This is a genomic window from Micromonospora sp. BQ32, assembly GCF_059358895.1.
In genome coordinates this window covers 105,470-128,866 of the sequence record NZ_JCADBI010000013.1, presented here as the reverse complement: position 1 = coordinate 128,866, position 23,397 = coordinate 105,470, and the positions used below count along the sequence as shown (strand labels likewise).

22 protein-coding genes are annotated in these 23,397 nt (G+C 68.3%); all 22 read right to left on the bottom strand.

Annotated features, from left to right (window positions below; genetic code table 11):
- Nucleotide 1 precedes the first annotated feature (1 nt).
- A complete protein-coding gene (gene rpsC, locus AC5L30_RS23375) occupies nt 2-871 on the bottom strand; it encodes a 30S ribosomal protein S3 (RefSeq protein ID WP_091402401.1) in 870 nt (289 codons plus the stop codon).
- Nucleotides 871-1,329, bottom strand: coding sequence for a 50S ribosomal protein L22 (rplV, locus tag AC5L30_RS23370; protein ID WP_007465297.1), 459 nt, complete (start codon nt 1,327-1,329; stop codon nt 871-873). The genes rpsC and rplV overlap by 1 nt, the downstream gene beginning before the upstream one ends.
- Nucleotides 1,330-1,370: 41 nt before the next feature.
- Complete coding sequence (gene rpsS / locus AC5L30_RS23365) at nt 1,371-1,652, bottom strand: 30S ribosomal protein S19 (RefSeq protein WP_007465299.1); 282 nt, start codon at nt 1,650-1,652, stop codon at nt 1,371-1,373.
- A 12-nt stretch (nt 1,653-1,664) separates the two neighbouring features.
- A complete protein-coding gene (gene rplB / locus AC5L30_RS23360; protein WP_053653944.1) occupies nt 1,665-2,504 on the bottom strand; it encodes a 50S ribosomal protein L2 in 840 nt (279 codons plus the stop codon).
- Between the two features lie 12 nt (nt 2,505-2,516).
- Nucleotides 2,517-2,819 (bottom strand): 50S ribosomal protein L23, encoded by a 303-nt coding sequence (rplW, locus tag AC5L30_RS23355; RefSeq protein WP_007465304.1) that lies wholly within the window; start codon nt 2,817-2,819, stop codon nt 2,517-2,519.
- Entirely contained in the window at nt 2,816-3,466 is a 651-nt protein-coding gene (gene rplD / locus AC5L30_RS23350; protein WP_030489587.1) for a 50S ribosomal protein L4, read from the bottom strand. The genes rplW and rplD overlap by 4 nt, the downstream gene beginning before the upstream one ends.
- The gene (gene rplC / locus AC5L30_RS23345; protein ID WP_203148339.1) at nt 3,463-4,128 is read right to left on the bottom strand and encodes a 50S ribosomal protein L3; all 666 of its coding nucleotides are present in this window, start codon (nt 4,126-4,128) and stop codon (nt 3,463-3,465) included. The genes rplD and rplC overlap by 4 nt, the downstream gene beginning before the upstream one ends.
- A gap of 11 nt (nt 4,129-4,139) precedes the next feature.
- A complete protein-coding gene (rpsJ, locus tag AC5L30_RS23340; protein WP_007073037.1) occupies nt 4,140-4,448 on the bottom strand; it encodes a 30S ribosomal protein S10 in 309 nt (102 codons plus the stop codon).
- A 350-nt stretch (nt 4,449-4,798) separates the two neighbouring features.
- The gene (tuf, locus tag AC5L30_RS23335; protein WP_030489585.1) at nt 4,799-5,992 is read right to left on the bottom strand and encodes an elongation factor Tu; all 1,194 of its coding nucleotides are present in this window, start codon (nt 5,990-5,992) and stop codon (nt 4,799-4,801) included.
- A 211-nt stretch (nt 5,993-6,203) separates the two neighbouring features.
- Nucleotides 6,204-8,300 carry an elongation factor G gene (gene fusA, locus AC5L30_RS23330; protein WP_494869809.1) on the bottom strand — a complete coding sequence of 699 codons (2,097 nt, stop codon included), beginning with the start codon at nt 8,298-8,300 and terminating at the stop codon, nt 6,204-6,206.
- Nucleotides 8,301-8,374: 74 nt separating this feature from the next.
- A complete protein-coding gene (gene rpsG / locus AC5L30_RS23325; protein ID WP_007465317.1) occupies nt 8,375-8,845 on the bottom strand; it encodes a 30S ribosomal protein S7 in 471 nt (156 codons plus the stop codon).
- A gap of 1 nt (nt 8,846) precedes the next feature.
- Nucleotides 8,847-9,221, bottom strand: a complete 375-nt coding sequence (gene rpsL / locus AC5L30_RS23320) for a 30S ribosomal protein S12 (RefSeq protein ID WP_007465318.1) — start codon at nt 9,219-9,221, stop codon at nt 8,847-8,849.
- 508 nt (nt 9,222-9,729) lie between these two features.
- Nucleotides 9,730-10,110: a hypothetical protein gene (locus tag AC5L30_RS23315; RefSeq protein WP_494869869.1), complete on the bottom strand. Its 381-nt coding sequence runs from the start codon at nt 10,108-10,110 to the stop codon at nt 9,730-9,732.
- A gap of 619 nt (nt 10,111-10,729) precedes the next feature.
- Nucleotides 10,730-11,098, bottom strand: coding sequence for a hypothetical protein (locus AC5L30_RS23310; protein ID WP_363611583.1), 369 nt, complete (start codon nt 11,096-11,098; stop codon nt 10,730-10,732).
- A 94-nt stretch (nt 11,099-11,192) separates the two neighbouring features.
- The gene (locus AC5L30_RS23305) at nt 11,193-15,080 is read right to left on the bottom strand and encodes a DNA-directed RNA polymerase subunit beta' (RefSeq protein WP_494869808.1); all 3,888 of its coding nucleotides are present in this window, start codon (nt 15,078-15,080) and stop codon (nt 11,193-11,195) included.
- Nucleotides 15,081-15,160: 80 nt separating this feature from the next.
- Nucleotides 15,161-18,592, bottom strand: a complete 3,432-nt coding sequence (gene rpoB / locus AC5L30_RS23300; RefSeq protein ID WP_091402413.1) for a DNA-directed RNA polymerase subunit beta — start codon at nt 18,590-18,592, stop codon at nt 15,161-15,163.
- Nucleotides 18,593-19,162: 570 nt separating this feature from the next.
- On the bottom strand, nt 19,163-19,549 hold the full coding sequence (gene rplL / locus AC5L30_RS23295; protein WP_238645347.1) for a 50S ribosomal protein L7/L12: 387 nt from the start codon (nt 19,547-19,549) through the stop codon (nt 19,163-19,165).
- 55 nt (nt 19,550-19,604) lie between these two features.
- A complete protein-coding gene (gene rplJ, locus AC5L30_RS23290; RefSeq protein ID WP_238645346.1) occupies nt 19,605-20,150 on the bottom strand; it encodes a 50S ribosomal protein L10 in 546 nt (181 codons plus the stop codon).
- 340 nt (nt 20,151-20,490) lie between these two features.
- Nucleotides 20,491-21,180, bottom strand: a complete 690-nt coding sequence (locus AC5L30_RS23285) for a hypothetical protein (protein ID WP_494869807.1) — start codon at nt 21,178-21,180, stop codon at nt 20,491-20,493.
- Nucleotides 21,177-22,067: an ABC transporter ATP-binding protein gene (locus AC5L30_RS23280; protein ID WP_494869806.1), complete on the bottom strand. Its 891-nt coding sequence runs from the start codon at nt 22,065-22,067 to the stop codon at nt 21,177-21,179. The genes AC5L30_RS23285 and AC5L30_RS23280 overlap by 4 nt, the downstream gene beginning before the upstream one ends.
- An 80-nt stretch (nt 22,068-22,147) precedes the next feature.
- Nucleotides 22,148-22,864: a 50S ribosomal protein L1 gene (gene rplA / locus AC5L30_RS23275; RefSeq protein ID WP_091402424.1), complete on the bottom strand. Its 717-nt coding sequence runs from the start codon at nt 22,862-22,864 to the stop codon at nt 22,148-22,150.
- Between the two features lie 78 nt (nt 22,865-22,942).
- Nucleotides 22,943-23,374 (bottom strand): 50S ribosomal protein L11, encoded by a 432-nt coding sequence (gene rplK, locus AC5L30_RS23270; RefSeq protein ID WP_124820953.1) that lies wholly within the window; start codon nt 23,372-23,374, stop codon nt 22,943-22,945.
- Between the last annotated feature and the right edge of the window lie 23 nt (nt 23,375-23,397).

Sequence of the window (23,397 nt, the reverse complement as noted above, 5' to 3'; positions counted from 1 at the left end):
GTCAGCCCTCCTGCTGCGTTTCTGCCGGAGCAGCAGTGGCGGCGACAGCTGCGCTGTCCACCGGCTCGCCGCTCGGCGTCTCGGCCTGCTGCGCGATGGTGGTCGCAGCAGCCCGACCGGCCTCGGTGCCACCAGCCGTGGTGCCGGACGAACCCGACCGGCCACGGCGCGGACGCTCGGGACGGTCGCCGCGCTCACCACGACGCGGGCGGGACGGACCGGCCTCGGCCGGAGCCTCCCGGCCCGGGACGGCGTCGCCCTTGTAGATCCAGACCTTCACACCGATCCGACCGAACGTGGTACGGGCCTCAAAGAAGCCGTACTCGATGTTGGCCCGCAGCGTGTGCAGCGGAACCCGGCCCTCACGGTAGAACTCGGTCCGGCTCATCTCGGCGCCGCCGAGGCGACCCGAAACCTGAACCCGGATGCCCTTGCAGACCGGGTTCTTCATCGCCGACTGCATGGCCTTGCGCATCGCCCGACGGAAGCTGACCCGGCTGGACAGCTGCTCGGCCACGCCCTGCGCGACCAGCTGAGCGTCCGACTCGGGGTTCTTCACCTCGATGATGTTCAGCTGAACCTGCTTGCCGGTGAGCTTCTCAAGCTCGCCGCGGATCCGGTCGGCCTCCGCACCCTTACGGCCGATGACAATGCCCGGCCGGGCGGTGTGGATGTCGACCCGGACCCGGTCGCGGGTGCGCTCGATGTCGACCTTGGAAATCCCGGCACGCTCGAGGCCCTTGGACATCATGCGGCGGATCTTGACATCCTCGCCGATGTAGTCCTTGTAGAGCTTGTCCGCGAACCAGCGGGACTTCCAGTCGGTCGAGATGCCGAGCCGGAACCCAGTGGGGTGAACCTTCTGACCCATTACTCGGCGTCCTCCGTCTTGCTCTGCGCTTCGGCCGGTGCGGCCTCCGTGGCCGGGGCGGCCTTCTTCGCCGCGGCCTTCCTCGGCGCTGCCGGCGCGACCGCTTCGACCGCCACGGTGATGTGGCAGGTGCGCTTGCGGATTCGGTACGCCCGACCCTGCGCCCGCGGCTGGAACCGCTTCATCGTCGGGCCCTCGTCCACGAAGGCCTCGCTGACGAGCAGCGCGTCGGGGTCCAGCCGCTCGTTGTTCTCCGCGTTGGCGATCGCGCTAGCGAGCACCTTGTACACCTGCTCGCTCGCAGCCTGCGGCGCGAACTGCAGCACCGTGAGCGCCTCCTTCGCGGGCAGGCCGCGGACGAGGTTGACCACCCGGCGCGCCTTCATCGGCGAGATGCGCACGTGCCGCGCAACCGCCCGCGCGCCCGGAAGCACCGGAGCGTCGCCCTTTCCTGGCATCGCTGTAACCCCTTGTTCCCTCTATCCGTATGCCCGCGGCGTCAGCGCCGACGGCTCTTCCGGTCGTCCTTCTCGTGACCCTTGAACGTGCGGGTCAGCGCGAACTCGCCGAGCTTGTGCCCGACCATCGCCTCGGTCACGAACACCGGGACGTGCTTGCGTCCGTCATGCACGGCGATCGTGTGCCCCAGCATCTCGGGGATGATCGTCGAGCGCCGCGACCAGGTCTTGATCACGTTCTTGGAGCCCTTGTCGTTCTGAACTTCCACCTTCTTGAGCAGGTGGTCGTCTACGAACGGGCCCTTCTTCAGGCTGCGAGGCATGTCTTATCTCCCTCAGCCGCGCTTACGCGTGGCGTAGCGGCGGCGGACGATCAGCCGGTCACTCGGCTGGCCCTTACGGCGGGTGCGGCCCTCGGGCTTACCCTGCGGGTTGACCGGGTGGCGACCACCGGAGGTCTTACCCTCACCACCACCGTGCGGGTGGTCGACCGGGTTCATGGCGACACCACGGACGGTCGGGCGCTTGCCCTTCCATCGCATCCGGCCGGCCTTACCCCAGTTGATGTTCGACTGGTCGGCGTTGCCGATCTCGCCGACGCTGGCGCGGCAGCGCACGTCCACCCGCCGGATCTCACCGGACGGCATACGAAGGGTCGCGTACGCGCCCTCGCGGCCGAGCAGCTGGATGCCGACGCCGGCGGAACGGGCCAGCTTGGCCCCGCCACCCGGACGCAGCTCCACGTTGTGGATCGTCGTACCGACCGGGATGTTGCGCAGCGGCAGGTTGTTACCCGGCTTGATGTCGGCGCCCGGGCCGGACTCGACGCGGTCGCCCTGCTTCATGTCCTTCGGCGCGAGGATGTACCGCTTCTCGCCGTCGGCGTAGTGCAGCAGCGCGATACGCGCCGTGCGGTTCGGGTCGTACTCGATGTGAGCGACCTTCGCCGGCACGCCGTCCTTGTCGACCCGCTTGAAGTCGATCAGACGGTACTGGCGCTTGTGACCGCCACCGTGGTGCCGCGTGGTGATCCGGCCGTGGGCGTTACGCCCGCCCTTCTTCGGCAACGGAGCCAGCAGCGACTTTTCCGGCGTGGACCGGGTGATCTCGGCGAAGTCAGCGACACTCGAGCCACGTCGGCCCGGCGTCGTCGGCTTGTACTTACGGATAGCCATTGTCTACACCCCTCAGCTGACCGGGCCGCCGAAGGCCTCGATGCGGTCACCGTCAGCCAGCTTCACGATCGCCCGCTTGGTCGCCTTGCGCTGACCGAAGCCGGTCTTGGTGCGCTTGCGCTTACCCTGGCGGTTGAGCGTGTTGACCGTCAGGACGCGGACGTTGAAGATCTGCTGGATAGCGATCTTGATCTCGGTCTTGTTCGCGTCCGGGTGCACCAGGAAGGTGTACCAGTTCCGGTTCAGCTCGCTGTAGCTCTTCTCCGAGACGACCGGCGCCACGATGATGTCGCGCGGGTCGGCGATCGTGCTCACTTGCCACCCTCCTCGGTGGTCTCGGCGGGCACGCCCAGGAACTCGTCCAGGGCGTCCTTGGTGAAGACCACGTCGTCGGCCACGAGCACGTCGTACGTGTTCAGCTGGCCGGACTCGATCAGGTGCACCCGCGGCTCGTTGCGCAGCGACACCCAGTTCAGTTCGTCGGTGCTGCTCAGCACGACCAGGACCCGACGGGCCTCGGTGAGCTTGGTCAGCGTGGCCAGGGCCGCCTTGGTGGACGGCTTCTCGCCCGAGACGAACGCCTCGACGACGTGCACCTGCCCGGCGCGGGCCCGGTCCGAGAGGGCACCGCGCAGAGCGGCGGCCTTCATCTTCTTCGGGGTCCGCTGGCTGTAGTCGCGCGGCACGGGACCGTGCACGACGCCACCGCCGGCGAACTGCGGCGCGCGGATCGAGCCCTGCCGGGCGCGACCGGTGCCCTTCTGCTTGTACGGCTTCTTGCCGCCACCGGCGACCTCGCCGCGGGTCTTGGCCTTGTGCGTGCCCTGTCGGGCCGCCGCGAGCTGGGCCACCACGACCTGGTGCATCAGCGCGACGTTGGCCTGCACGTCGAAGATGTCCTCCGGCAGCTCTACCGAGCCGCTGGTGGTGCCTTCGACGGTGCGCACGTCAACGGTGGTCACTTGGCCGCACCGCCCTTCTTCACCTTGCTCTTGGCCGCGGTCCGGACCAGAACCAGCGCGCCCTTGGGGCCAGGAATGGCACCCCGGACGAGCAGCAGGTTGTTCTCGGTGTCGACCGCCTGGACGGTGAGGTTCTGCACGGTATACCGCACGCCACCCATGCGGCCGGCCATCCGGGTGCCCTTGAAGACACGACCCGGAGTGGCGCAGGCGCCGATGGAACCGGGCGAGCGGTGCTTGCGCTCGACACCGTGGCCGGCGCCCAGGCCGTGGAAGCCGTGCCGCTTCATCGGGCCGGCGTAGCCCTTGCCCTTGGTCTTGCCGGTGACGTCGATGGTGACGCCGACCGGGAACTCCTCGACAGTGACTTCCTGGCCGAGCGAGTACTCCCCAGCGTCAGTGGTGCGCAGCTCGACGATGTGCCGGCGCGGCGCCACGTCCGCCTTGGCGTAGTGCCCGCTGATCGGCTTCTTGACCTTGCGCGGGTCGATGGTGCCGTACGCCAGCTGGACCGCTGAGTAACCGTCCTTCTCGGCGCTACGAACCTGGCTGATGACGCACGGGCCGGCCTCGACCACGGTCACGGGAACAACACGGTTGTTGTCCCAGACCTGGGTCATGCCGAGCTTGGCGCCCAGGATCCCCTTGACTTGCCTGTCCATTTGTCCGGTCCCTACAGCTTGATCTCGATGTCGACGCCAGCCGGCAGGTCGAGGCGCATGAGCGAGTCGACCGTCTTCGGGGTCGGGTCGATGATGTCGATCAGCCGCTTGTGCGTGCGCATCTCGAAGTGCTCGCGCGAGTCCTTGTACTTGTGCGGCGAGCGGATAACGCAGAAACGGTTGATCTCCGTGGGCAGCGGCACCGGGCCCGCGACCTGCGCCCCGGTGCGCGTCACCGTCTCGACGATCTTCCGAGCCGAGGAGTCGACGACCTCGTGGTCATAGGCCTTGAGCCGGATGCGGATCTTCTGTCCCGCCATGGTGGCTTCTGTTCCTTCTCTCGATGCCGCTGTGTTGCGGGCGCCTGTACCGGCTGGCACAGGCCCACTTCGCCGACCCCCGCGGTCGGGCGTGTCGCGCCCTCGGGCCGGGCTCCGCCCCGTGGTTCCGGAGTGGTGCTGACCGCGCGGTGGGTCAAGGCGCCGATCGCATTACCGCGACCTGAACGCCGTGCGAGGGTGGTTGGCGACTGGGCCGCCAACCACCCTACGCTCGACTGCCTCGCCACCCGGAGGTTCAGCGAAAGCCGAACACAGGCGACGAACTGTCGTTACGCAACCTGACTAGTATGCCGCACGACCGGCGGCGGGTCTAATCGGGGTTACCTAGCTCACTTGTTGATCTTGGTGACGAACCCGGCGCCGACGGTGCGGCCACCCTCGCGGATCGCGAACTTGAGGTTCTCCTCCATGGCGATGGGCTGGATCAGCTTCACCGACATGGACGTGTTGTCACCCGGCATGACCATCTCGGTGCCCTCGGGGAGGGTGACGACACCGGTGACGTCCGTGGTCCGGAAGTAGAACTGCGGACGGTAGTTCTGGAAGAACGGGGTGTGCCGGCCGCCCTCCTCCTTGGAGAGGATGTAGACCGTCGCCTCGAACTCCGTGTGCGGGGTGTTCGAGCCCGGCTTCACGACGACCATGCCGCGCTCGACCTCGTCGCGCTTGGTACCACGCAGCAGCAGGCCGACGTTCTCGCCTGCGCGGGCGTCGTCCAGGGTCTTCCGGAACATCTCGATCGCGGTGACCTTGGTCTTGAAGCTCTTCTCCTTGATACCGACGAGCTCAACATCCTCGTTCGGCAGGAGAACGCCGCGCTCCACGCGACCGGTGACGACGGTGCCACGACCGGTGATCGTGAAGACGTCCTCAACCGGCATCAGGAACGGCTTGTCAACCTCGCGCTCCGGCTGCGGGATCGAGGTGTCGACCGCGGTCATCAGGTCCAGCAGCTTGCCGGTCCACTCGGGGTCACCCTCGAGGGCCTTCAGCGCCGAAACCCGAACGACCGGCAGGTCGTCACCCGGGTACTCCTGCGAGGAGAGCAGCTCACGGACCTCGAGCTCGACGAGCTCCAGGAGCTCCTCGTCATCGACCATGTCGCTCTTGTTGAGCGCCACGACGATGTACGGCACACCGACCTGACGGGCCAGCAGCACGTGCTCGCGGGTCTGCGGCATCGGGCCGTCGGTCGCCGCGACCACCAGGATCGCGCCGTCCATCTGCGCGGCACCGGTGATCATGTTCTTGATGTAGTCGGCGTGCCCAGGGCAGTCGACGTGCGCGTAGTGCCGCGACTCGGTCTGGTACTCGACGTGCGCGATCGAGATCGTGATGCCGCGGGCCTTCTCCTCCGGCGCCTTGTCGATCTCGTCGAACGGCGTGTAAGGGTTCAGGTCCGGGTACTGGTCGTGCAGGACCTTGGTGATGGCCGCCGTCAGCGTCGTCTTACCGTGGTCGATGTGACCAATGGTGCCGATGTTGACGTGCGGCTTAGTCCGCTCGAACTTAGCCTTCGCCACTGGTGTCCTCCTGTGGACTTCTTGGTTCGTACGCCCGGCGCGCCGGTCGGCGCTTAGGACTCTGTCGACAGCCTTTCCGGCCTGACGGCCGGAGAGCCTTTGTGGGTTCTGCGGCGATGAAGCCTACAGGCCCGGTCTCACGCGATCCGATCGTGGTGGCCGCGGGCGGGTGAACCTCCCGCGACCAACCACGAATCACCAGCTCAGGGCTTTACTCGCCCGTTGCCTTGGCGATGATCTCCTTCGCGACGCTCTGCGGAACCTCGGCGTAGGAGTCGAACTGCATGCTGTAGCTAGCCCGGCCCTGGGTCTTCGACCGCAGGTCGCCGACGTAGCCGAACATCTCCGACAACGGCACCAGGGCCCGGACGATGCGGGCGCCGCTGCGCTCCTCCATCGCCTGGATGATGCCGCGGCGGGAGTTGAGGTCACCGATGACGTCACCCATGTTCTCCTCAGGAGTGGTGACTTCAACGGCCATCATCGGCTCGAGCAACGCCGGGTCGGCCTTGCGGGCCGCGTCCTTCATCACCATCGAGCCGGCGATCTTGAATGCCATTTCCGACGAGTCGACCTCGTGGTACTGGCCGTCCAGCAGGGTCAGCTTCACGCCGACCAGCGGGAAGCCCGCCAGGATGCCGTACTGCAGCGCGTCCTGCGCACCGGCGTCCACCGAGGGGATGAACTCCCGGGGGATGCGGCCGCCGCTGACGGCGTTGGCGAACTCGTAGGTCGGCGAGTCGTTGTCCAGCGGAAGCGGCTCGACGCTCACGATCACGCGGGCGTACTGGCCGGAACCACCGGTCTGCTTCTTGTGGGTGTACTCGACCTTGTCCACCTTGCGGCGGATGGTCTCGCGGTACGCCACCTGCGGCTTGCCGACGTTCGCCTCGACGTTGAACTCGCGGCGCATCCGGTCCACCAGGATGTCCAGGTGCAGCTCGCCCATGCCGGAGATGACCGTCTGACCGGTCTCCTCGTCCAACTGGACGCGGAAGGTCGGGTCCTCCTCGGCCAGGCGCTGGATGGCCGTGCCCAGCTTCTCCTGGTCGGACTTGGTCTTCGGCTCGATAGCCACCGAGATGACCGGCTCCGGGAAGGTCATCGACTCCAGGATCACCGGGTTCGCCGGGTCGGAGAGAGTGTCGCCGGTGGTGGTCTGCTTGAGACCCTGCACGGCGATGATGTCGCCGGCCTGCGCCGACGGACGCTCTTCCCGCTTGTTGGCGTGCATCTGGTAGATCTTGCCGATCCGCTCCTTGCGGTCCTTGGTGGAGTTGACCACCTGAGAACCGGAATCGAGCGTGCCGGAGTAGACCCGCACGTAGGTGAGCTTGCCCAGGTGCTTGTCCGTCTGGATCTTGAAGGCCAGGCCGGAGAAGGGCTCCGAGTTGGACGGCTTACGCAGCAGCGGGGTCTCGCCGTCGGTCGCCGTACCCTCGATCGCCGGAACGTCCAGCGGCGACGGCAGGAAGTCGACCACGGCGTCGAGCATGGGCTGGACGCCCTTGTTCTTGAACGCCGAGCCGCAGAGCACCGGGTTGGCCTTGCCGGCGATGGTGGCACGCCGGATGGCGGCCTTGATCTCCTCGACGGAGACCTCTTCGCCCTCCAGGTACTTCTCCATCACCGAGTCGTCGACGTCGGCGAGGGTCTCCATCAGCTTCTCGCGCCACTCGGCAGCGGAGTCGGCCAGCTCGGCCGGGATCTCCTCAACCGCGTAGTCCTCACCCTTCTGGGTCTCCCCGCGCCAGGTGAGGGCGCGCATGCCGATCAGGTCGACGACACCGATGTGGTCACCCTCGAGCCCGATCGGGATCTGGAGCACCAGCGGGGTGGCGTTCAGCCGGTCGATCATCATCTGCACGCAGCGGAAGAAGTCGGCACCGGTCCGGTCGAGCTTGTTGACGAAGCACATACGCGGGACGTTGTACTTGTCGGCCTGCCGCCAGACGTTCTCCGTCTGCGGTTCCACGCCGGCGACACCGTCGTAAACCGCGACCGCACCATCCAGGACCCGCAACGACCGCTCGACCTCGACCGTGAAGTCGACGTGACCAGGCGTGTCGATGATCTGGATCGTGTGGTCTTTCCACTCACACTTGGTAGCAGCGGAGGTGATGGTGATACCACGCTCCTGCTCCTGCTCCATCCAGTCCATGACGGCAGCGCCCTCGTGGACCTCACCGATCTTGTACGTGATGCCGGTGTAGAACAGGATTCGCTCGGTGGTCGTGGTCTTACCGGCATCGATGTGCGCCATGATGCCGATGTTGCGTACCTTGGCGAGCGCGTCTGCGGCGGCCACTTCAATCCCTACTTATCGTCGTCTCGACTCAACTGGTGGCGGTTCCGGCGCCCGGAGGCGCCGGAACCAGGGTGTTACCAGCGGTAGTGCGCGAAGGCCTTGTTCGACTCGGCCATCTTGTGCGTGTCCTCGCGCCGCTTGACGGCGGCACCGAGGCCGTTGCTCGCGTCCAGCAGCTCGTTCATCAGCCGCTCGACCATGGTCTTCTCGCGCCGGGCGCGGGAGTACGTGACCAGCCAGCGCAGGCCCAGGGTGGTCGCCCGGGTCGGGCGGACCTCGACCGGAACCTGGTAGGTGGCGCCACCGACACGACGGCTACGCACCTCGAGGGTCGGCTTGACGTTGTCCATCGCCCGCTTGAGGGTGACGACCGGGTCGGTGCCGGACTTCTCGCGGCAGCCCTCGAGGGCCGCGTACACGATGGATTCGGCGAGCTGACGCTTGCCGCGCAGCAGGATCTTGTTCACCAGCTGGGTGACCAGCGGCGAGTTGTACACCGGGTCAGCGACCAGTGGCCGCCGCGGAGCGGGTCCCTTACGCGGCATGTCAGCTCTTCTCCTTCTTCGCGCCGTAACGGCTGCGCGCCTGCTTGCGGTTGCGGACACCCTGGGTGTCCAGCGAGCCGCGAACGATCTTGTAACGCACGCCGGGGAGGTCCTTCACCCGGCCACCGCGGACGAGCACGATCGAGTGCTCCTGCAGGTTGTGACCGACGCCGGGGATGTAGGCGGTCACCTCGATCTGGCTGCTGAGCTTCACGCGAGCGACCTTGCGCAGCGCCGAGTTCGGCTTCTTCGGGGTGGTGGTGTACACGCGGGTGCACACGCCGCGCCGCTGAGGGGAACCCTTCAGCGCCGGGGTCTTGGTCTTGGTCGTCTTCGCCTGGCGGCCCTTTCGGACCAGCTGCTGGATCGTGGGCACCGGGTTTCTCCGCTCCCTTCGGCCGCGTTCGCGGCCGCGCCGTCTGCTCGTTAGCCGGCCTGATGACCGGCTCTCCTACATTCCGACCAGGGTCACCTCGCGGAGACCCCGGCACCCGCGGTCGGGCGTGTCGCCCTCGTCACGGCCCCGTTGCGACGCTCTCGCGTGCGTACCGGGTTTGTTCACCGGCGCGCGGGTCGCCCCGCCCCGGATCTTTGGCTTGTCGTGCCGCCGCCCGTAGGCCGGAAACAGCGCACGCACGAGTTGCCCGGGCATGCCCGGGCACAAGGGGAAAGAGTACCTACCACAACCGCCCAGGTCAAAACGGAATGGCCCGGCGACCGTCTCACACCCGCCGACCGGATCTCGTCCTGCCCCGTCGCCCGCGATGGGCACCTACGAATACAAGTGTACCGGCTTCCCCGCAGCAGCACCCATCGCCCCCGGGGGACCGGAAGCCTTCCGCGGCTAACCCCCCTTCGGGCGCCGGAGCTGTCGGTGATCACCCTCACGTCAGGGCGAGCAGCAGGGCCAGACCCAGGCCCAGGAGGCTGAGCAGTGCCCCCACCGCGCCGCAGCTGATCCCGGCCATCGCCAGCCCGCGGCCGGTGAACTGGACCGCGGAGGGCGCCGCCGGCCGGCGGATCTGCCGCTGGCCGAGCAGCCCGATGACCACCGCCGCGCCACCGGCCAGCACACCCAGCGCGGCGAACGCCCCGGAGGCCCAGGCCCCGCCGTCGTTCATGAAGGCCACCCCGAAGCAGATCACCAACAGCGAGACCAGGACCGACGCGATGCCCGCCACCAGCGCCCCGATGGCCAGCCCGGAGGTGACCGGTGCCACGTCCAGGTGCACGACGCCGAATGGCGTACCCGAGACCGTCTCCACCCGCTTCGGCGGCCGGCGCTGGTCGTCGGTGGGCGGCGGCACCGAACGCCCCAGCGTGCCACCTGACCCGGGGCCGTGCACCGGCGACGGCGGACCCCACCCGGGCGGCACCCCGGGCCCGGACGAGGGCGGACCCCACCCGGGCGGCGCTCCCGGCCCAGACGAGGGCGGACCCCAGCCGTAGGGCACACCCGGTCCAGCTGCCGGCGGACCCCAGCCGGGCGGCGTTCCGGGCCCGGACGAGGGCGGACCCCAGCCCTGCGGCGTCGAGGTCGGTGCGCTGGAGACCGGGTACGGCTGCGCGGAGCCGGGCGGCGACGTCGTTCCCCAGCTGGCCGGGCCCCAGCCGGGGTGCGGCCCCGGAGGCGGCGGAGGCGGCGGCGCGGCCGGGGTGGACACCGGTGGGTGTGGCTCGCCGCTCGGGCCGGGTCGGGCCCAGTCACTCGACTCGGACGAAGGAGCCGGCGGGTCCGGAGGGCCGGCCGGTTCGTCCGCAGGGGGCCGCGCCGGATCCGTCACGAGGTCCTCCTGTCGAAAGGCCGCCACCGCCAGACGGCGGACACCGGCCAGGCTACCGCCGCGAGCGCCGTCGCCCGCGCCGGGCGCGGCCACCGTCGGCTCAGTCCATGTTCGCCGGGTAGTCGTGGCCGAACGGGGCGCCGGCCAACCGGACCACCCCGATGACCACCGCGGCCACCACACTGACCGCGACCAGCACCAGGCCGGTCCAGGCCATCCGCTCCCCCCGTCGCAGCCAGACGCTGCCGGTGAGGAAACCCCCCGAGGCGTACGCCTCGCGGCGCGCCTGCCGGGCCAGTTGCAGGGCCACCGTGGCCGGCACCACGCCACCGATGAACAGCCCGGTCAGCATGCCGAGCAGGCCCAGCGCGAAGACCGCCCGTGCCTTCGTGGCGCGGGCCGGGTCCGGGTCCAGCGGGTGGCGCAGGCCCTGCTGGGCGACGGACACCTGCCCGGGTGCGGTCGTCATCCCCCCATCATGCCGAACCCGGCCCGGGGGTGGGTGGGCACGGACACGACGAGGCCCCCGGCTTTCACCGGGGGCCTCGTCGTGTGACTGGTGCTTAGCGGTACGACCCGAAGTCGAAGTCGTCCAGCGGCACGGCCTGCCCGCTGGCCGGCCCGAACCCGTAGTCGGTCTCCGGGTAACCGGTCATCGAGTAGACCTTGGCCTTGGCCTCCTCGGTCGGCTCCACCCGGACGTTGCGGTACTTGCTGATGCCGGTACCGGCCGGGATGAGCTTTCCGATGATCACGTTCTCCTTGAGGCCGACCAGCGAGTCGCTGCGCGAGTTGATCGCAGCGTCGGTCAGCACCCGGGTGGTCTCCTGGAAGGAGGCCGCCGAGAGCCAGGAGTCCGTGGCCAGCGAGGCCTTGGTGATACCCATCAGCACCGGACGACCGGCGGCGGGCTCGCCGCCCTCCGAGACGAGCCGGCGGTTCTCCGACTCGAACAGCGCCCGGTCGACGAGCACGCCCGGCAGGAACTCGGTCGAGCCGGAGTCGATGACCGTCACCCGCTTGAGCATCTGGCGGATGATGATCTCGATGTGCTTGTCGTGGATGAGCACACCCTGCGAGCGGTAGACCTCCTGGACCTCACTGGTCAGGTGGACCTGGACCGCCCGCGGACCCATGATCCGCAGCAGCTCGTGCGGGTCGATGGTGCCCTCGGTCAGCTTCTCGCCGACCGCGACGTGACCGCCGTCGTGGGTACGGAGCTTGACCCGCTTCGAGATCTTGTCGTAGACGATCTCTTCGCTGCCGTCGTCCGGCACCACGATGATCTTGCGCGAGCGCTCGCCGTCCTCGATCCGGATCCGACCGGGGGTGTCGGCGATGGGCGCCTTACCCTTCGGGACCCGGGCCTCGAAGATTTCCTGAACACGCGGCAGACCCTGGGTGATGTCCTCACCCGCGACACCACCGGTGTGGAAGGTACGCATCGTCAGCTGCGTACCGGGCTCACCGATGGACTGGGCGGCGATGATGCCGACCGCCTCGCCGATGTCGACCGACTTACCGGTCGGCAGCGACCGGCCGTAGCAGGCCGCGCAGACGCCCAGCTTCGACTCGCAGGTGAGCACGCTGCGCACGCGGACCGTCTCCACACCAGCGGCGACGATCTTGTCGACCCCGATGGAGTTGATGTCCTGACCGCGCTCGGCCACCACGGTGCCGTCCGGCCCCTTGATGTCGTCGGCGAGGGTCCGGGCGTGCACGCTGGTCTCGGCGTGGGTGTGGACGACGAGTTTGCCGTCCAGCTTCTCGCCGATCTGCATCGGGATCGCCCGGTCGGTGCCGCAGTCCTCTTCGCGGATGATGACGTCCTGCGAGACGTCCACCAGACGACGGGTCAGGTAACCCGAGTCGGCGGTCCGCAGCGCGGTGTCGGCGAGACCCTTACGGGCACCGTGCGTGGAGATGAAGTACTCCAGCACGGACAGACCCTCCCGGTAGCTGGCCTTGATCGGCCGCGGGATGATCTCGCCCTTGGGGTTGGCCACCAGACCACGGATCGCCGCGATCTGCCGGAGCTGGAGCAGGTTACCGCGAGCACCCGAGTTGATCATCTTCCACAGTGGGTTCTCCTGCGGCAGCGCGGTGTCCATCTCCTTGGCGACCTCGTTGGTCGCCTTGGTCCAGATCTCGATGAGCTCGCCGCGACGCTCCTCGGCGGTCATCAGACCACGCTGGTACTGCTTGTCGATCTGGTCGGCGTCCTTCTCGTACCGCGCCAGGATCTCCGCCTTGCGCGGCGGAGCGATGACGTCCTCCATGCCGATCGTCACGCCGGACCAGGTGGCCCAGTGGAAGCCGGCCTCCTTGAGCCCGTCCAGGGTGGCGGCAAGCGCCACCTTGGGGAAGCGCTCGGCGAGGTCGTTGACGATCGCGGAGAGCTGACCCTTGCGGATCTCGTAGTTCACGAAGCGGTAGCCCTGCGGCAGCGTCTCGTTGAACAGCACCCGGCCCAGGGTGGTCTCCACGGTCAGCGGGTCACCCTCGACCCAGCCCTCCGGGGCGGTCCACGTCTCGGAGCCGTTGCCGTTGTCGACACCGACCACGCCACGCAGACGGATCTTCACCGGCGCCTGCAGGTGCAGCTCACCGTTGTCGAAGGCCATCCGCGCCTCGGCGTCCGAGCTGAACGCCCGGCCCTCGCCCTTCTCACCGGCGGTGAGGTGGGTGAGGTGGTACAGACCGATGACCATGTCCTGGGTGGGCATGGTGACCGGCTTGCCGTCGGCCGGCTTGAGGATGTTGTTCGACGACAGCATCAGGATCCGCGCCTCGGCCTGAGCCTCGGCGGACAGCGGCACGTGCACCGCCATCTGGTCACCGTCGAAGTCGGCGTTGAACGCGGTGCAGACCAACGGGTGGATCTGGATGGCCTTGCCCTCGACCAGCTGCGGCTCGAAGGCCTGGATGCCCAGGCGGTGCAGGGTCGGTGCCCGGTTGAGCAGCACCGGGTGCTCGCCGATGACCTCTTCCAGCACGTCCCACACGACCGGGCGCTGACGCTCGACCATCCGCTTGGCGGACTTGATGTTCTGGGCGTGGTTGAGGTCGACCAGCCGCTTCATCACGAACGGCTTGAACAGCTCCAGCGCCATCTGCTTGGGCAGACCGCACTGGTGCAGCTTGAGCTTCGGGCCGACCACGATGACCGAACGGCCGGAGTAGTCGACGCGCTTGCCCAGCAGGTTCTGGCGGAAGCGGCCCTGCTTGCCCTTGAGCATGTCGGACAGCGACTTGAGCGGGCGGTTACCCGGGCCGGTGACCGGCCGGCCGCGACGGCCGTTGTCGAACAGCGCGTCGACGGCCTCCTGGAGCATCCGCTTCTCGTTGTTGACGATGATCTCGGGCGCGCCGAGGTCGATCAGCCGCTTGAGGCGGTTGTTCCGGTTGATCACGCGGCGGTACAGGTCGTTCAGGTCCGAGGTCGCGAAGCGGCCACCGTCGAGCTGCACCATCGGGCGCAGGTCCGGCGGGATGACCGGGACGCAGTCCAGCACCATGCCGAGCGGCGAGTTGCGGGTGTTCAGGAACGCCGCGACGACCTTGAGTCGCTTGAGCGCCCGGATCTTCCGCTGGCCCTTGCCGGACCGGATGGTCTCCCGCAGGCTCTCGGCCTCGGCGTCGAGGTCCATGTTCTGGACCAGCGCCTTGATCGCCTCGGCGCCCATGGAACCGGTGAAGTACTCACCGAACCGGTCGCGCAGCTCGCGGTAGAGCAGCTCGTCGGTGACCAGCTGCTTCGGCTCCAGCTTGCGGAAGGTGTCCAGCACCTCGTCCAGGCGGTCGATCTCGCGCTGGGCCCGGTCGCGGATCTGGCGCATCTCGCGCTCTCCGCCCTCCTTGACCTTGCGCCGGACGTCCGCCTTGGCACCCTCGGCCTCCAGCTCGGCCAGGTCGGCCTCGAGCTTGGCGGCCCGCTTCTCGATCTCCGAGTCGCGGCTGTTCTCGGACTGCCGCTTCTCGGCCAGGATCTCGTTCTCGATCGTCGAGAGGTCACGGTGACGCGACTCCGCGTCCACGCTCGTCACGACGTACGAGGCGAAGTAAATGATCTTCTCGAGGTCCTTGGGGGCGAGGTCCAGCAGGTAGCCCAGCCGGCTCGGAACGCCCTTGAAGTACCAGATGTGGGTCACCGGAGCGGCGAGCTCGATGTGCCCCATCCGCTCACGACGGACCTTGGAGCGGGTCACCTCGACGCCGCAGCGCTCACAGATGATGCCCTTGAACCGGACGCGCTTGTACTTACCGCAGTAGCACTCCCAGTCCCGCTGCGGACCAAAGATCTTCTCGCAGAAGAGCCCGTCCTTTTCCGGCTTCAGGGTGCGGTAGTTGATCGTCTCAGGCTTCTTGACCTCGCCGTGCGACCACTGACGGATGTCGTCGGCGGTGGCGAGACCAATGCGCAGCTCGTCGAAGAAGTTGACGTCGAGCACTATGTCCCCTATGTCGTCGTCTGTACTGCTAATTCTCGGGTGGGGTCGGGGGCCGGCGAGCCGGCCCCCGACCGCTCACCTCAGACCTCTTCGACCGAGCTCGGCTCGCGCCGGGACAGGTCGATGCCCAGCTCCTCAGCGGCCCGGAACACCTCGTCGTCGGTCTCGCGCATTTCCAGGGCCACACCGTCGCTGGAGAGCACCTCAACGTTGAGGCACAGCGACTGCAGCTCCTTGAGCAGCACCTTGAACGACTCCGGGATGCCCGGCTCCGGGATGTTCTCGCCCTTGACGATGGCCTCGTAGACCTTCACCCGGCCGAGCACGTCGTCGGACTTGATCGTGAGCAGCTCCTGCAGGGCGTAGGCAGCGCCGTACGCCTGCATCGCCCAGCACTCCATCTCACCGAAACGCTGACCACCGAACTGCGCCTTACCACCCAGCGGCTGCTGCGTGATCATCGAGTACGGGCCGGTCGAACGAGCGTGGATCTTGTCGTCGACCAGGTGGTTGAGCTTCAGGATGTAGACGTAGCCGACCGCGATCGGGTCCGGCAGCGGCTCGCCGGAACGACCGTCGAACAGCTGCGCCTTGCCGGTACGACCGATCAGCTGCTTGCCGTCCCGGTTGGGCAGGGTCGACTCGAGCAGACCGGAGATCTCCTCCTCGCGAGCACCGTCGAAGACCGGGGTGGCCACGTTGGTGTCGCCCTCGGACTCGTGCGCGTCGATCGAGCGCAGCTGACGCTTCCAGTCGGCGTCGTCACCCTCGACCTTCCAACCGGTCTTGGCGACCCAACCGAGGTGGGTCTCCAGCACCTGGCCGATGTTCATCCGGCTCGGCACACCGAGCGGGTTGAGCACGATGTCGACCGGGGTGCCGTCCTCAAGGAACGGCATGTCCTCGATCGGCAGGATCTTCGAGATGACGCCCTTGTTGCCGTGCCGGCCGGCGAGCTTGTCGCCATCCTGGATCTTGCGCTTCTGGGCGACGTAGACCCGGACCAGCTCGTTGACACCCGGCGGCAACTCGTCGCCGTCCTCGCGGGAGAACGTGCGCACACCGATGACCGTGCCGGTCTCGCCGTGCGGCACCTTCAGCGAGGTGTCCCGAACCTCACGCGCCTTCTCACCGAAGATCGCGCGGAGCAGCCGCTCCTCCGGGGTCAGCTCGGTCTCACCCTTGGGCGTGACCTTGCCGACCAGGATGTCACCGGGGACGACCTCGGCGCCGATCCGGATGATGCCGCGCTCGTCGAGGTCAGCGAGCATTTCCTCGCTGACGTTCGGGATGTCGCGGGTGATCTCCTCCGGACCGAGCTTGGTGTCCCGGGCGTCGACCTCGTGCTCCTCGATGTGGATCGAGGTGAGCACGTCCTGCTGCACGAGGCGCTGCGACAGGATGATCGCGTCCTCGTAGTTGTGACCCTCCCAGCACATGAACGCCACCAGCAGGTTGCGTCCGAGTGCCATCTCGCCCTCGTCGGTGCACGGACCGTCGGCGATGACCTGACCGGCCTCGACGCGGTCGCCCTCGAAGACGACCGGCTTCTGGTTGACGCAGGAGCCGGCGTTGGAGCGGCGGAACTTGTGCAGCAGGTACGTCCGGCGGTGGCCGTCATCCTGGTGGATGGTGACGTAGTCGGCGCAGAGATCCTCGATCACACCGCCGACCTCGGCGACCACCACGTCGCCAGCGTCGACCGCGGCCCGGTACTCCATGCCCGTACCCACGAGCGGCGCCTCGGCCTTGACCAGCGGCACCGCCTGGCGCTGCATGTTCGCGCCCATCAGTGCCCGGTTGGCGTCGTCGTGCTCGAGGAACGGGATCATGGCGGTCGCGACCGAGGTCATCTGCCGGGGCGAGACGTCCATGTAGTCGACGGCACCGGGGACGACGTCCTCGGTCTCGCCGCCCTTACGACGGCAGAGCACCCGGTCCTCGGCGAACGTGCCGTCAGCCTTCAGGCGCGCGTTGGCCTGGGCCTTGACGAACCGGTCCTCCTCGTCCGCGGTCAGGTAGTCGATCTGGTCGGTGACCCGACCCTCGACGACCTTCCGGTACGGCGTCTCGATGAAGCCGAACGGATTGACCCGGGCGAAGGTGGACAGCGCGCCGATCAGGCCGATGTTCGGGCCTTCCGGCGTCTCGATCGGGCACATCCGGCCGTAGTGGGACGGGTGCACGTCACGGACCTCGAAGCCGGCCCGCTCCCGGGACAGACCACCCGGGCCGAGCGCGCTCAGCCGACGCCGGTGGGTCAGGCCCGCCAGCGGGTTGGTCTGGTCCATGAACTGGGACAGCTGGGACGTCCCGAAGAACTCCTTGATCGCCGCCACCACCGGGCGGATGTTGATCAGGGTCTGCGGGGTGATCGCCTCGACGTCCTGCGTGGTCATCCGCTCGCGGACGACCCGCTCCATCCGGGACAGGCCGACCCGAACCTGGTTCTGGATCAGCTCGCCCACGGTACGGAGACGCCGGTTGCCGAAGTGGTCGATGTCGTCGGCCTCGTAGCCGTCCTCACCGGCGTGCAGCCGGCACAGGTACTCCACGGTGGCGACGATGTCGTCCTCGGTCAGCGTGCCGGTGGTGATCGGCACGCCGACTTCGAGCTTCTTGTTGAACTTGTAGCGCCCGACCTTGGCGACGTCGTACCTCTTCGGGTTGAAGAAGAGGTTGTCGAGCAGGGTCTGGGCGTTCTCGCGCGTCGGCGGCTCGCCAGGGCGCAGCTTGCGGTAGATGTCGAGCAGAGCCTCGTCGGCGCCGGCGATGTGGTCCTTCTCGAGCGTGGTCATCATCAGCTCGGACCAGCCGAACTTCTCACGGATCCGCTCGGCCGACCATCCGATGGCCTTGAGCAGGACGGTGACGGCCTGCCGACGCTTACGGTCGATGCGTACGCCGACCGTGTCGCGCTTATCGATGTCGAACTCCAGCCAGGCACCCCGACTCGGGATGACCTTGACGCTGGAGAGGTCGCGGTCGGAGGTCTTGTCCGGCTGCTTGTCGAAATACACGCCCGGAGACCGGACGAGCTGGCTGACCACGACACGCTCGGTGCCGTTGATGACGAAGGTGCCCTTGGGCGTCATCATCGGGAAGTCACCCATGAACACCGTCTGGCTCTTGATCTCGCCAGTGGTGTTGTTGGTGAACTCCGCGGTCACGAAGAGCGGAGCGCAGTAGGTCAGGTCCTTCTCCTTGCACTCCTCGATCGAGGCCTTGACCTCGTCGAAGCGCGGCGCTGAGAAGGAGAGCGACATGGTGCCGGAGAAGTCCTCAATGGGACTGATCTCTTCAAGGATCTCCGCGAGACCCGAGCGTGCGTGCGGGTCGTCCGCCGACCGGCCCTGCCAAGCCTCGTTGCCGACGAGCCAGTCGAAGGACTCGTTCTGAATGGCAAGGAGGTTGGGGACCTCGAGGTGTTCGGTGATCCTGCCGAATGAAACTCGGCGGGGAGCGAATGCGCTCGACGTACGACTGGTCTTCGCAGGGCGGGAAGCTGCCAAGATGCGTCCTTCCGAGGACCGGTGCTGCAGAACGGCTGGTACGCGTGCACTCCAATGACCCCACCAGAAATATCCGTAAACGGACATTTCCGAGCAGGGGTCAAGTCGGAAGGCAGCGCAAACTAGCAGTGTAGCCGAGAGGCTAACCGCTGTCCAGCCCACCCCGCAGGTTGTTTGCGGAGCGCGCCTCGGCCCCCGTCAACCGGGGTCTGCCGGGCCGCTCAGAACGCAACTCCCCACTGGGCCGTTCGGGTTACCGCGGCCGATGGTGCCGCCGCTGTCATACCCACGTCGTGGCCGTCGCAAGCGCGGTGTCTTGCTGGTGTCAGCGTGCCTGGCAGCCCCGGGCCGCGTCAAGGGCCGGTGTTCCCCTTGCTGCGTGTTTCCCCCTGGAGAGCGACCCGGCCGCCCTCGAACCGGTCGACGGAGCCGCTGGTCGGAGCCCAGCTCAGGGCCGATCGGGGGCGACACCACCAATACGGCGGGCGGTGATCCGTGTCGGATCACCGCCCGCCGCGACGCGATGGTGTCCCGGCTCACGAGCCGGGTACGCGTAGGTGGAACGTCAGGTCACTTGAGGGTGACCTTGGCGCCTTCACCCTCGAGCTTGGCCTTCGCCTTGTCGGCGGTCTCCTTGTTGACCTTCTCCAGGATGGCCTTCGGCGCGGACTCGACCGCGTCCTTGGCCTCCTTGAGGCCCAGGCCGGTCAGCTCACGCACGACCTTGATGACCTGGATCTTCTTGCCGCCGTCGGCCTCGAGGATGACGTCGAACTCGTCCTTCTCCTCCTCGACCGGAGCAGCGGTGCCGCCGCCGCCACCCGGGCCCGCGATCGCGACCGGAGCCGCGGCGGTGACCTCGAAGGTCTCCTCGAACTGCTTCACGAACTCAGAGAGCTCGATCAGCGTCATCTCCTTGAACGCGTCGAGCAGCTCGTCGGTGCTGAGCTTCGCCATATCTGGCGTCCTTTCCTGATTCTGTTAAGTAAGAACTGGTGCGCCGTGGGGGGCCTCAGGCCGCCTCGGCGCCCTCCTTCTCGCGCTTGTCCTGCAGTGCAGCCGCCAGACGGGCGGTCTTCGACAGCGGGGCCTGGAACAGGGCCGCGGCCTTGCTCAGGTTGCCCTTCATCGCGCCGGCCAGCTTGGCCAGCAGCACCTCGCGGGACTCCAGGTCGGCGAGCTTCGTGACCTCGGCCGCGGAAATGGCCTTGCCCTCGAAGACACCGCCCTTGATGACGAGCTTCGGGTTGGCCTTCGCGAAGTCGCGAAGCCCCTTCGCCGCCTCGACGACGTCGCCCGAAACGAAAGTCAGCGCGGTAGGACCGGTGAACAGCTCGTCGAGGCCGGTGATGCCCGCGTCCGTCGCAGCACGCTTAGCCAGCGTGTTCTTCGCGACCGTGTAGCTGGTCTCGGCGCCGAGCGAGCGCCGAAGCTGGGTGAGCTGGGAAACCGTCAGACCGCGGTACTCGGTCAGCACGGTGGCGCCCGAGCTGCGGAAGCTCTCGGTCAGCTCAGCGACGGCCGTGGCCTTGTCGGCCCGGATCGGCTTGTCCGCCATGTCCCTCCTCTCTCGTTACTCGAGGCTGGTCCCCGTCACGGCCGAAGCCGGAACGGGGGCGGAGGCAGCACGACAACGAAAAAGCCCCGGCGCAGGGCGCACGGGGCGAGGGCCGGCGGATCATCGTGGTCGGCGGACCACGTTCACTGCCGAGTTACGCTTGCCGCCCTACGCGGGTCGCCCGTTGTCGCGGGACCTTCGACCGTGCCGGAGCACGGTGACCAGCGGTCTCTGGGTGGTTCCTCATCCATGAGAACACGGATGACGGTTGAAGAGTACGCGCCCGGGTCACCAGCACCAAATCGCACCCGGTGAGGCTCGTCACCCGTACCGGTGCCGGTCAGCCCTGGGCCCGCCGTCGCCACAGGTAGCCGCCGACGACCGCTGCGCTCCAGGCCAGCGCCCACCCGCTCAGCCCCAGCAGGGTCAGCGCGGCGGCCTCGCCGGCGGTGGTGCGGGCGGCGGCCATGATCGGCGGTGCCAGCCAGGGGGCCACCGAGCCGGTCAGGCCGAACACCACCGCGCCGACCCCGCCGAGGGCCAACACCGCGACGCCGTACCCGGCGCCGCCCACCGAAGCCCGGCTGGCCAACGCCCCAAGAGCAACCGCAGCGGGTACGACCAACAGATGCGCCCACGCTCCCAGCGCGAGCCCGACCGGAATCGACCGGTCCCCCGGGTCGACCGGCCCGGACACCCCGCCGACCAGCCACGGAAAGAGCAGTGCGACGGCCACCGTCACCAGCGCCGCCACCCCGGCGGCGAGCAACCCGGCCAACCGCTCCCGCGCCACCCCGACCGTCACCTGCGCCAGCCGACGCTGCACGTCCGGCTCGACGTCCAACAGGATCTTGGTCTGCCAGGCGAGCACCGGGAAGAGCACCACGGCGGAGACGCCGTACGCCTCAGCCGGCTGGGCGCGGCCACCGCCGTAGAGCGTGCCGAGCGTGATGAGGCCGGCGAGCAACGGTGCCACCGCCCGGCCGGTGCGCAGGAAACCAGCCAGCCGCATCCGGACCAGGGCGCTCACCGGGCCTCCCCCGCTGCCGGCTCGACCGCGGCGCCGGTGGCCTCCGGCTGCTCCGCTGCCAGCTCCCCGCTCGGCCCGAGCAGCGGCCCGGCGGGTCGGGCGGCACCGGCCGAACGGGACGGCTCGGCGGGTCGGGCCTGGGGTGCGGCGGTGGAGGCGTCGGAGCGTACCCGCAGCACCTGGTGGCCCTCGGCGCGCAACCGGGCGACGGTGCTGGCGACCCGCGCGGCCGGCACCGCGACCTCGACCACCGCGATCGTCTCGTCCGTCGACGACGTCTCTTCGTTGAGCGAGCCGTCGGCCACCAACCAGCGGCGCGCGGCCGGCAGCCGGACCGTTTCGCCGCGGTGGTCGCTGACCAGGACGGACCCGTCGGCGGCGAGCACCTCGGCGATCAGCTCGGGCACCAGCTCGCGGGTGGCGGCGTCCAGCCCCTCCCACGGCTCGTCGAGGACCAGCAGGCCCGGCGGGCGCAGCATCGCCTGGGCCAGGCCGACCTTCTGCGCGGTGCCCTTGGACAACTCCGGCAGCCGGACCGAGCGGAAGGCGGACAGCCCGAGCCGGTCGGTCCAGGAGGCCACCGCCTCGTCGGCCGCGGCCCTGCCCAGCCCCGCCACCCGGGCCATCCCGGTCAGATAGCGGGTCACCGTGAACGGTTGGTCGGCGGGGAAACGCTCCGGCACCCAGCCCACCCGCGCCGGCCGGTCGGTGACCCGGCCCCGGCTCGGCCGGAGAACCCCCGCGGCCACCTGGAGCAGCGTCGACTTGCCCACCCCGTTGCGGCCCAGCACGATCGCGGCCTCGCCGGGACCGATCCGCACATCAATGCCCCGCAGCACCCACGGCCCCCGCCGGTGATACCGCAACCAGACGTCCTCCAGCCGCATGACGTCGAGCCTGCCACACCCGGAACGCGCTGGGGCGCCGCCACGGTCGTGGCGGCGCCCCAGCGGAGCGAACTGTCGACTCAGGCGTCGGCCTGGTCCTCCCGAAGGTTCTTCACCAGGTTCGGGTCGACCGGGACGCCCGGGCCCATCGTGGTGGTCAGGATGACCTTGCGGAGGTACTTGCCCTTGGCCGCCGACGGCTTGGCACGCAGCACCTCATCGAGCACCGCGGCGTAGTTGTCCACCAGCTGGGTCTCCGTGAAGGATGCCTTGCCGATGATCAGGTGCAGGTTGGAGTGCTTGTCCACCCGGAAGGTGATCTTGCCGCCCTTGATGTCCTGCACCGCCTTGGTGACGTCCATGGTCACCGTGCCGGTCTTCGGGTTCGGCATGAGACCGCGCGGGCCCAGGATCCGCGCGATCCGGCCGATCTTGGCCATCTGGTCCGGCGTGGCGATCGCCGCGTCGAAGTCGAGCCAACCACCCTGAATGCGGGCGACCAGCTCGTCGGTGCCCACCTCGTCCGCACCCGCGGCGGCGGCCTCTTCGGCCTTCGCGCCGCTGGCGAACACGATCACGCGGGCGGTCTTACCGGTGCCGTGCGGCAGGTTGACCGTGCCGCGGACCATCTGGTCCGCCTTGCGGGGGTCGACGCCGAGGCGCATGGCGACCTCGACCGTGGCGTCGAACTTGACGTTGGTGGTCTCCTTGGCCAGCTTCACGGCCTCGGTGGGGGTGTAGAGCTTCGACCGGTCGATGACATCGGCGGCCTTGCGGTAGCTCTTGCTGCGCTGCATTGCTGATTACTCCTGTGGTCTCTGGCGGGCCGCTCGGCGCGAGCCCTCCCACGGTCGGATCGAAGGCCGGGGCCGACGTCAGTCGTTGACGGTGATGCCCATCGACCGGGCGGTGCCGGCGATGATCTTCTCGGCCTGGGCGATGTCGTTGGCGTTGAGGTCGGCCATCTTCTTCTCGGCGATCTCACGCAGCTGGGCGCGGCTGACCGAGCCGACCTTCTCGGACTGCGGAACACCCGAACCCTTCTGCACACCAGCGGCCTTGATCAGCAGCCGGGCAGCGGGCGGGGTCTTCAGCACGAACGTGAAGGACCGGTCCTCGTACACGCTGATCTCGGCGGGGACGATGTCGCCCCGCTGAGACTCGGTCTGCGCGTTGTAGGACTTGCAGAACTCCATGATGTTCACGCCGTGCTGGCCGAGCGCGGGACCGACCGGCGGCGCCGGCGTGGCCTGGCCCGCCGGCAGCTGAAGCGTGAACGTCTTGACGAGCTTCTTCTTCGGAGGCATGTCACTTCCTGGGGCTTGGAGCT

Bases quoted from the DNA above. Each gene is read 5' to 3' on its own strand.
- rpsC (WP_091402401.1), bottom strand. From the start codon at position 871: ATGGGTCAGAAGGTTCACCCCACTGGGTTCCGGCTCGGCATCTCGACC.
- rplV (WP_007465297.1), bottom strand. From the start codon at position 1,329: ATGCCAGGAAAGGGCGACGCTCCGGTGCTTCCGGGCGCGCGGGCGGTT.
- rpsS (WP_007465299.1), bottom strand. From the start codon at position 1,652: ATGCCTCGCAGCCTGAAGAAGGGCCCGTTCGTAGACGACCACCTGCTC.
- rplB (WP_053653944.1), bottom strand. From the start codon at position 2,504: ATGGCTATCCGTAAGTACAAGCCGACGACGCCGGGCCGACGTGGCTCG.
- rplC (WP_203148339.1), bottom strand. From the start codon at position 4,128: ATGGACAGGCAAGTCAAGGGGATCCTGGGCGCCAAGCTCGGCATGACC.
- rpsJ (WP_007073037.1), bottom strand. From the start codon at position 4,448: ATGGCGGGACAGAAGATCCGCATCCGGCTCAAGGCCTATGACCACGAG.
- rpsG (WP_007465317.1), bottom strand. From the start codon at position 8,845: ATGCCGCGTAAGGGACCCGCTCCGCGGCGGCCACTGGTCGCTGACCCG.
- AC5L30_RS23310 (WP_363611583.1), bottom strand. From the start codon at position 11,098: ATGACGACCGCACCCGGGCAGGTGTCCGTCGCCCAGCAGGGCCTGCGC.
- rplL (WP_238645347.1), bottom strand. From the start codon at position 19,549: ATGGCGAAGCTCAGCACCGACGAGCTGCTCGACGCGTTCAAGGAGATG.
- rplJ (WP_238645346.1), bottom strand. From the start codon at position 20,150: ATGGCGGACAAGCCGATCCGGGCCGACAAGGCCACGGCCGTCGCTGAG.
- AC5L30_RS23280 (WP_494869806.1), bottom strand. From the start codon at position 22,067: ATGCGGCTGGAGGACGTCTGGTTGCGGTATCACCGGCGGGGGCCGTGG.
- rplA (WP_091402424.1), bottom strand. From the start codon at position 22,864: ATGCAGCGCAGCAAGAGCTACCGCAAGGCCGCCGATGTCATCGACCGG.
- rplK (WP_124820953.1), bottom strand. From the start codon at position 23,374: ATGCCTCCGAAGAAGAAGCTCGTCAAGACGTTCACGCTTCAGCTGCCG.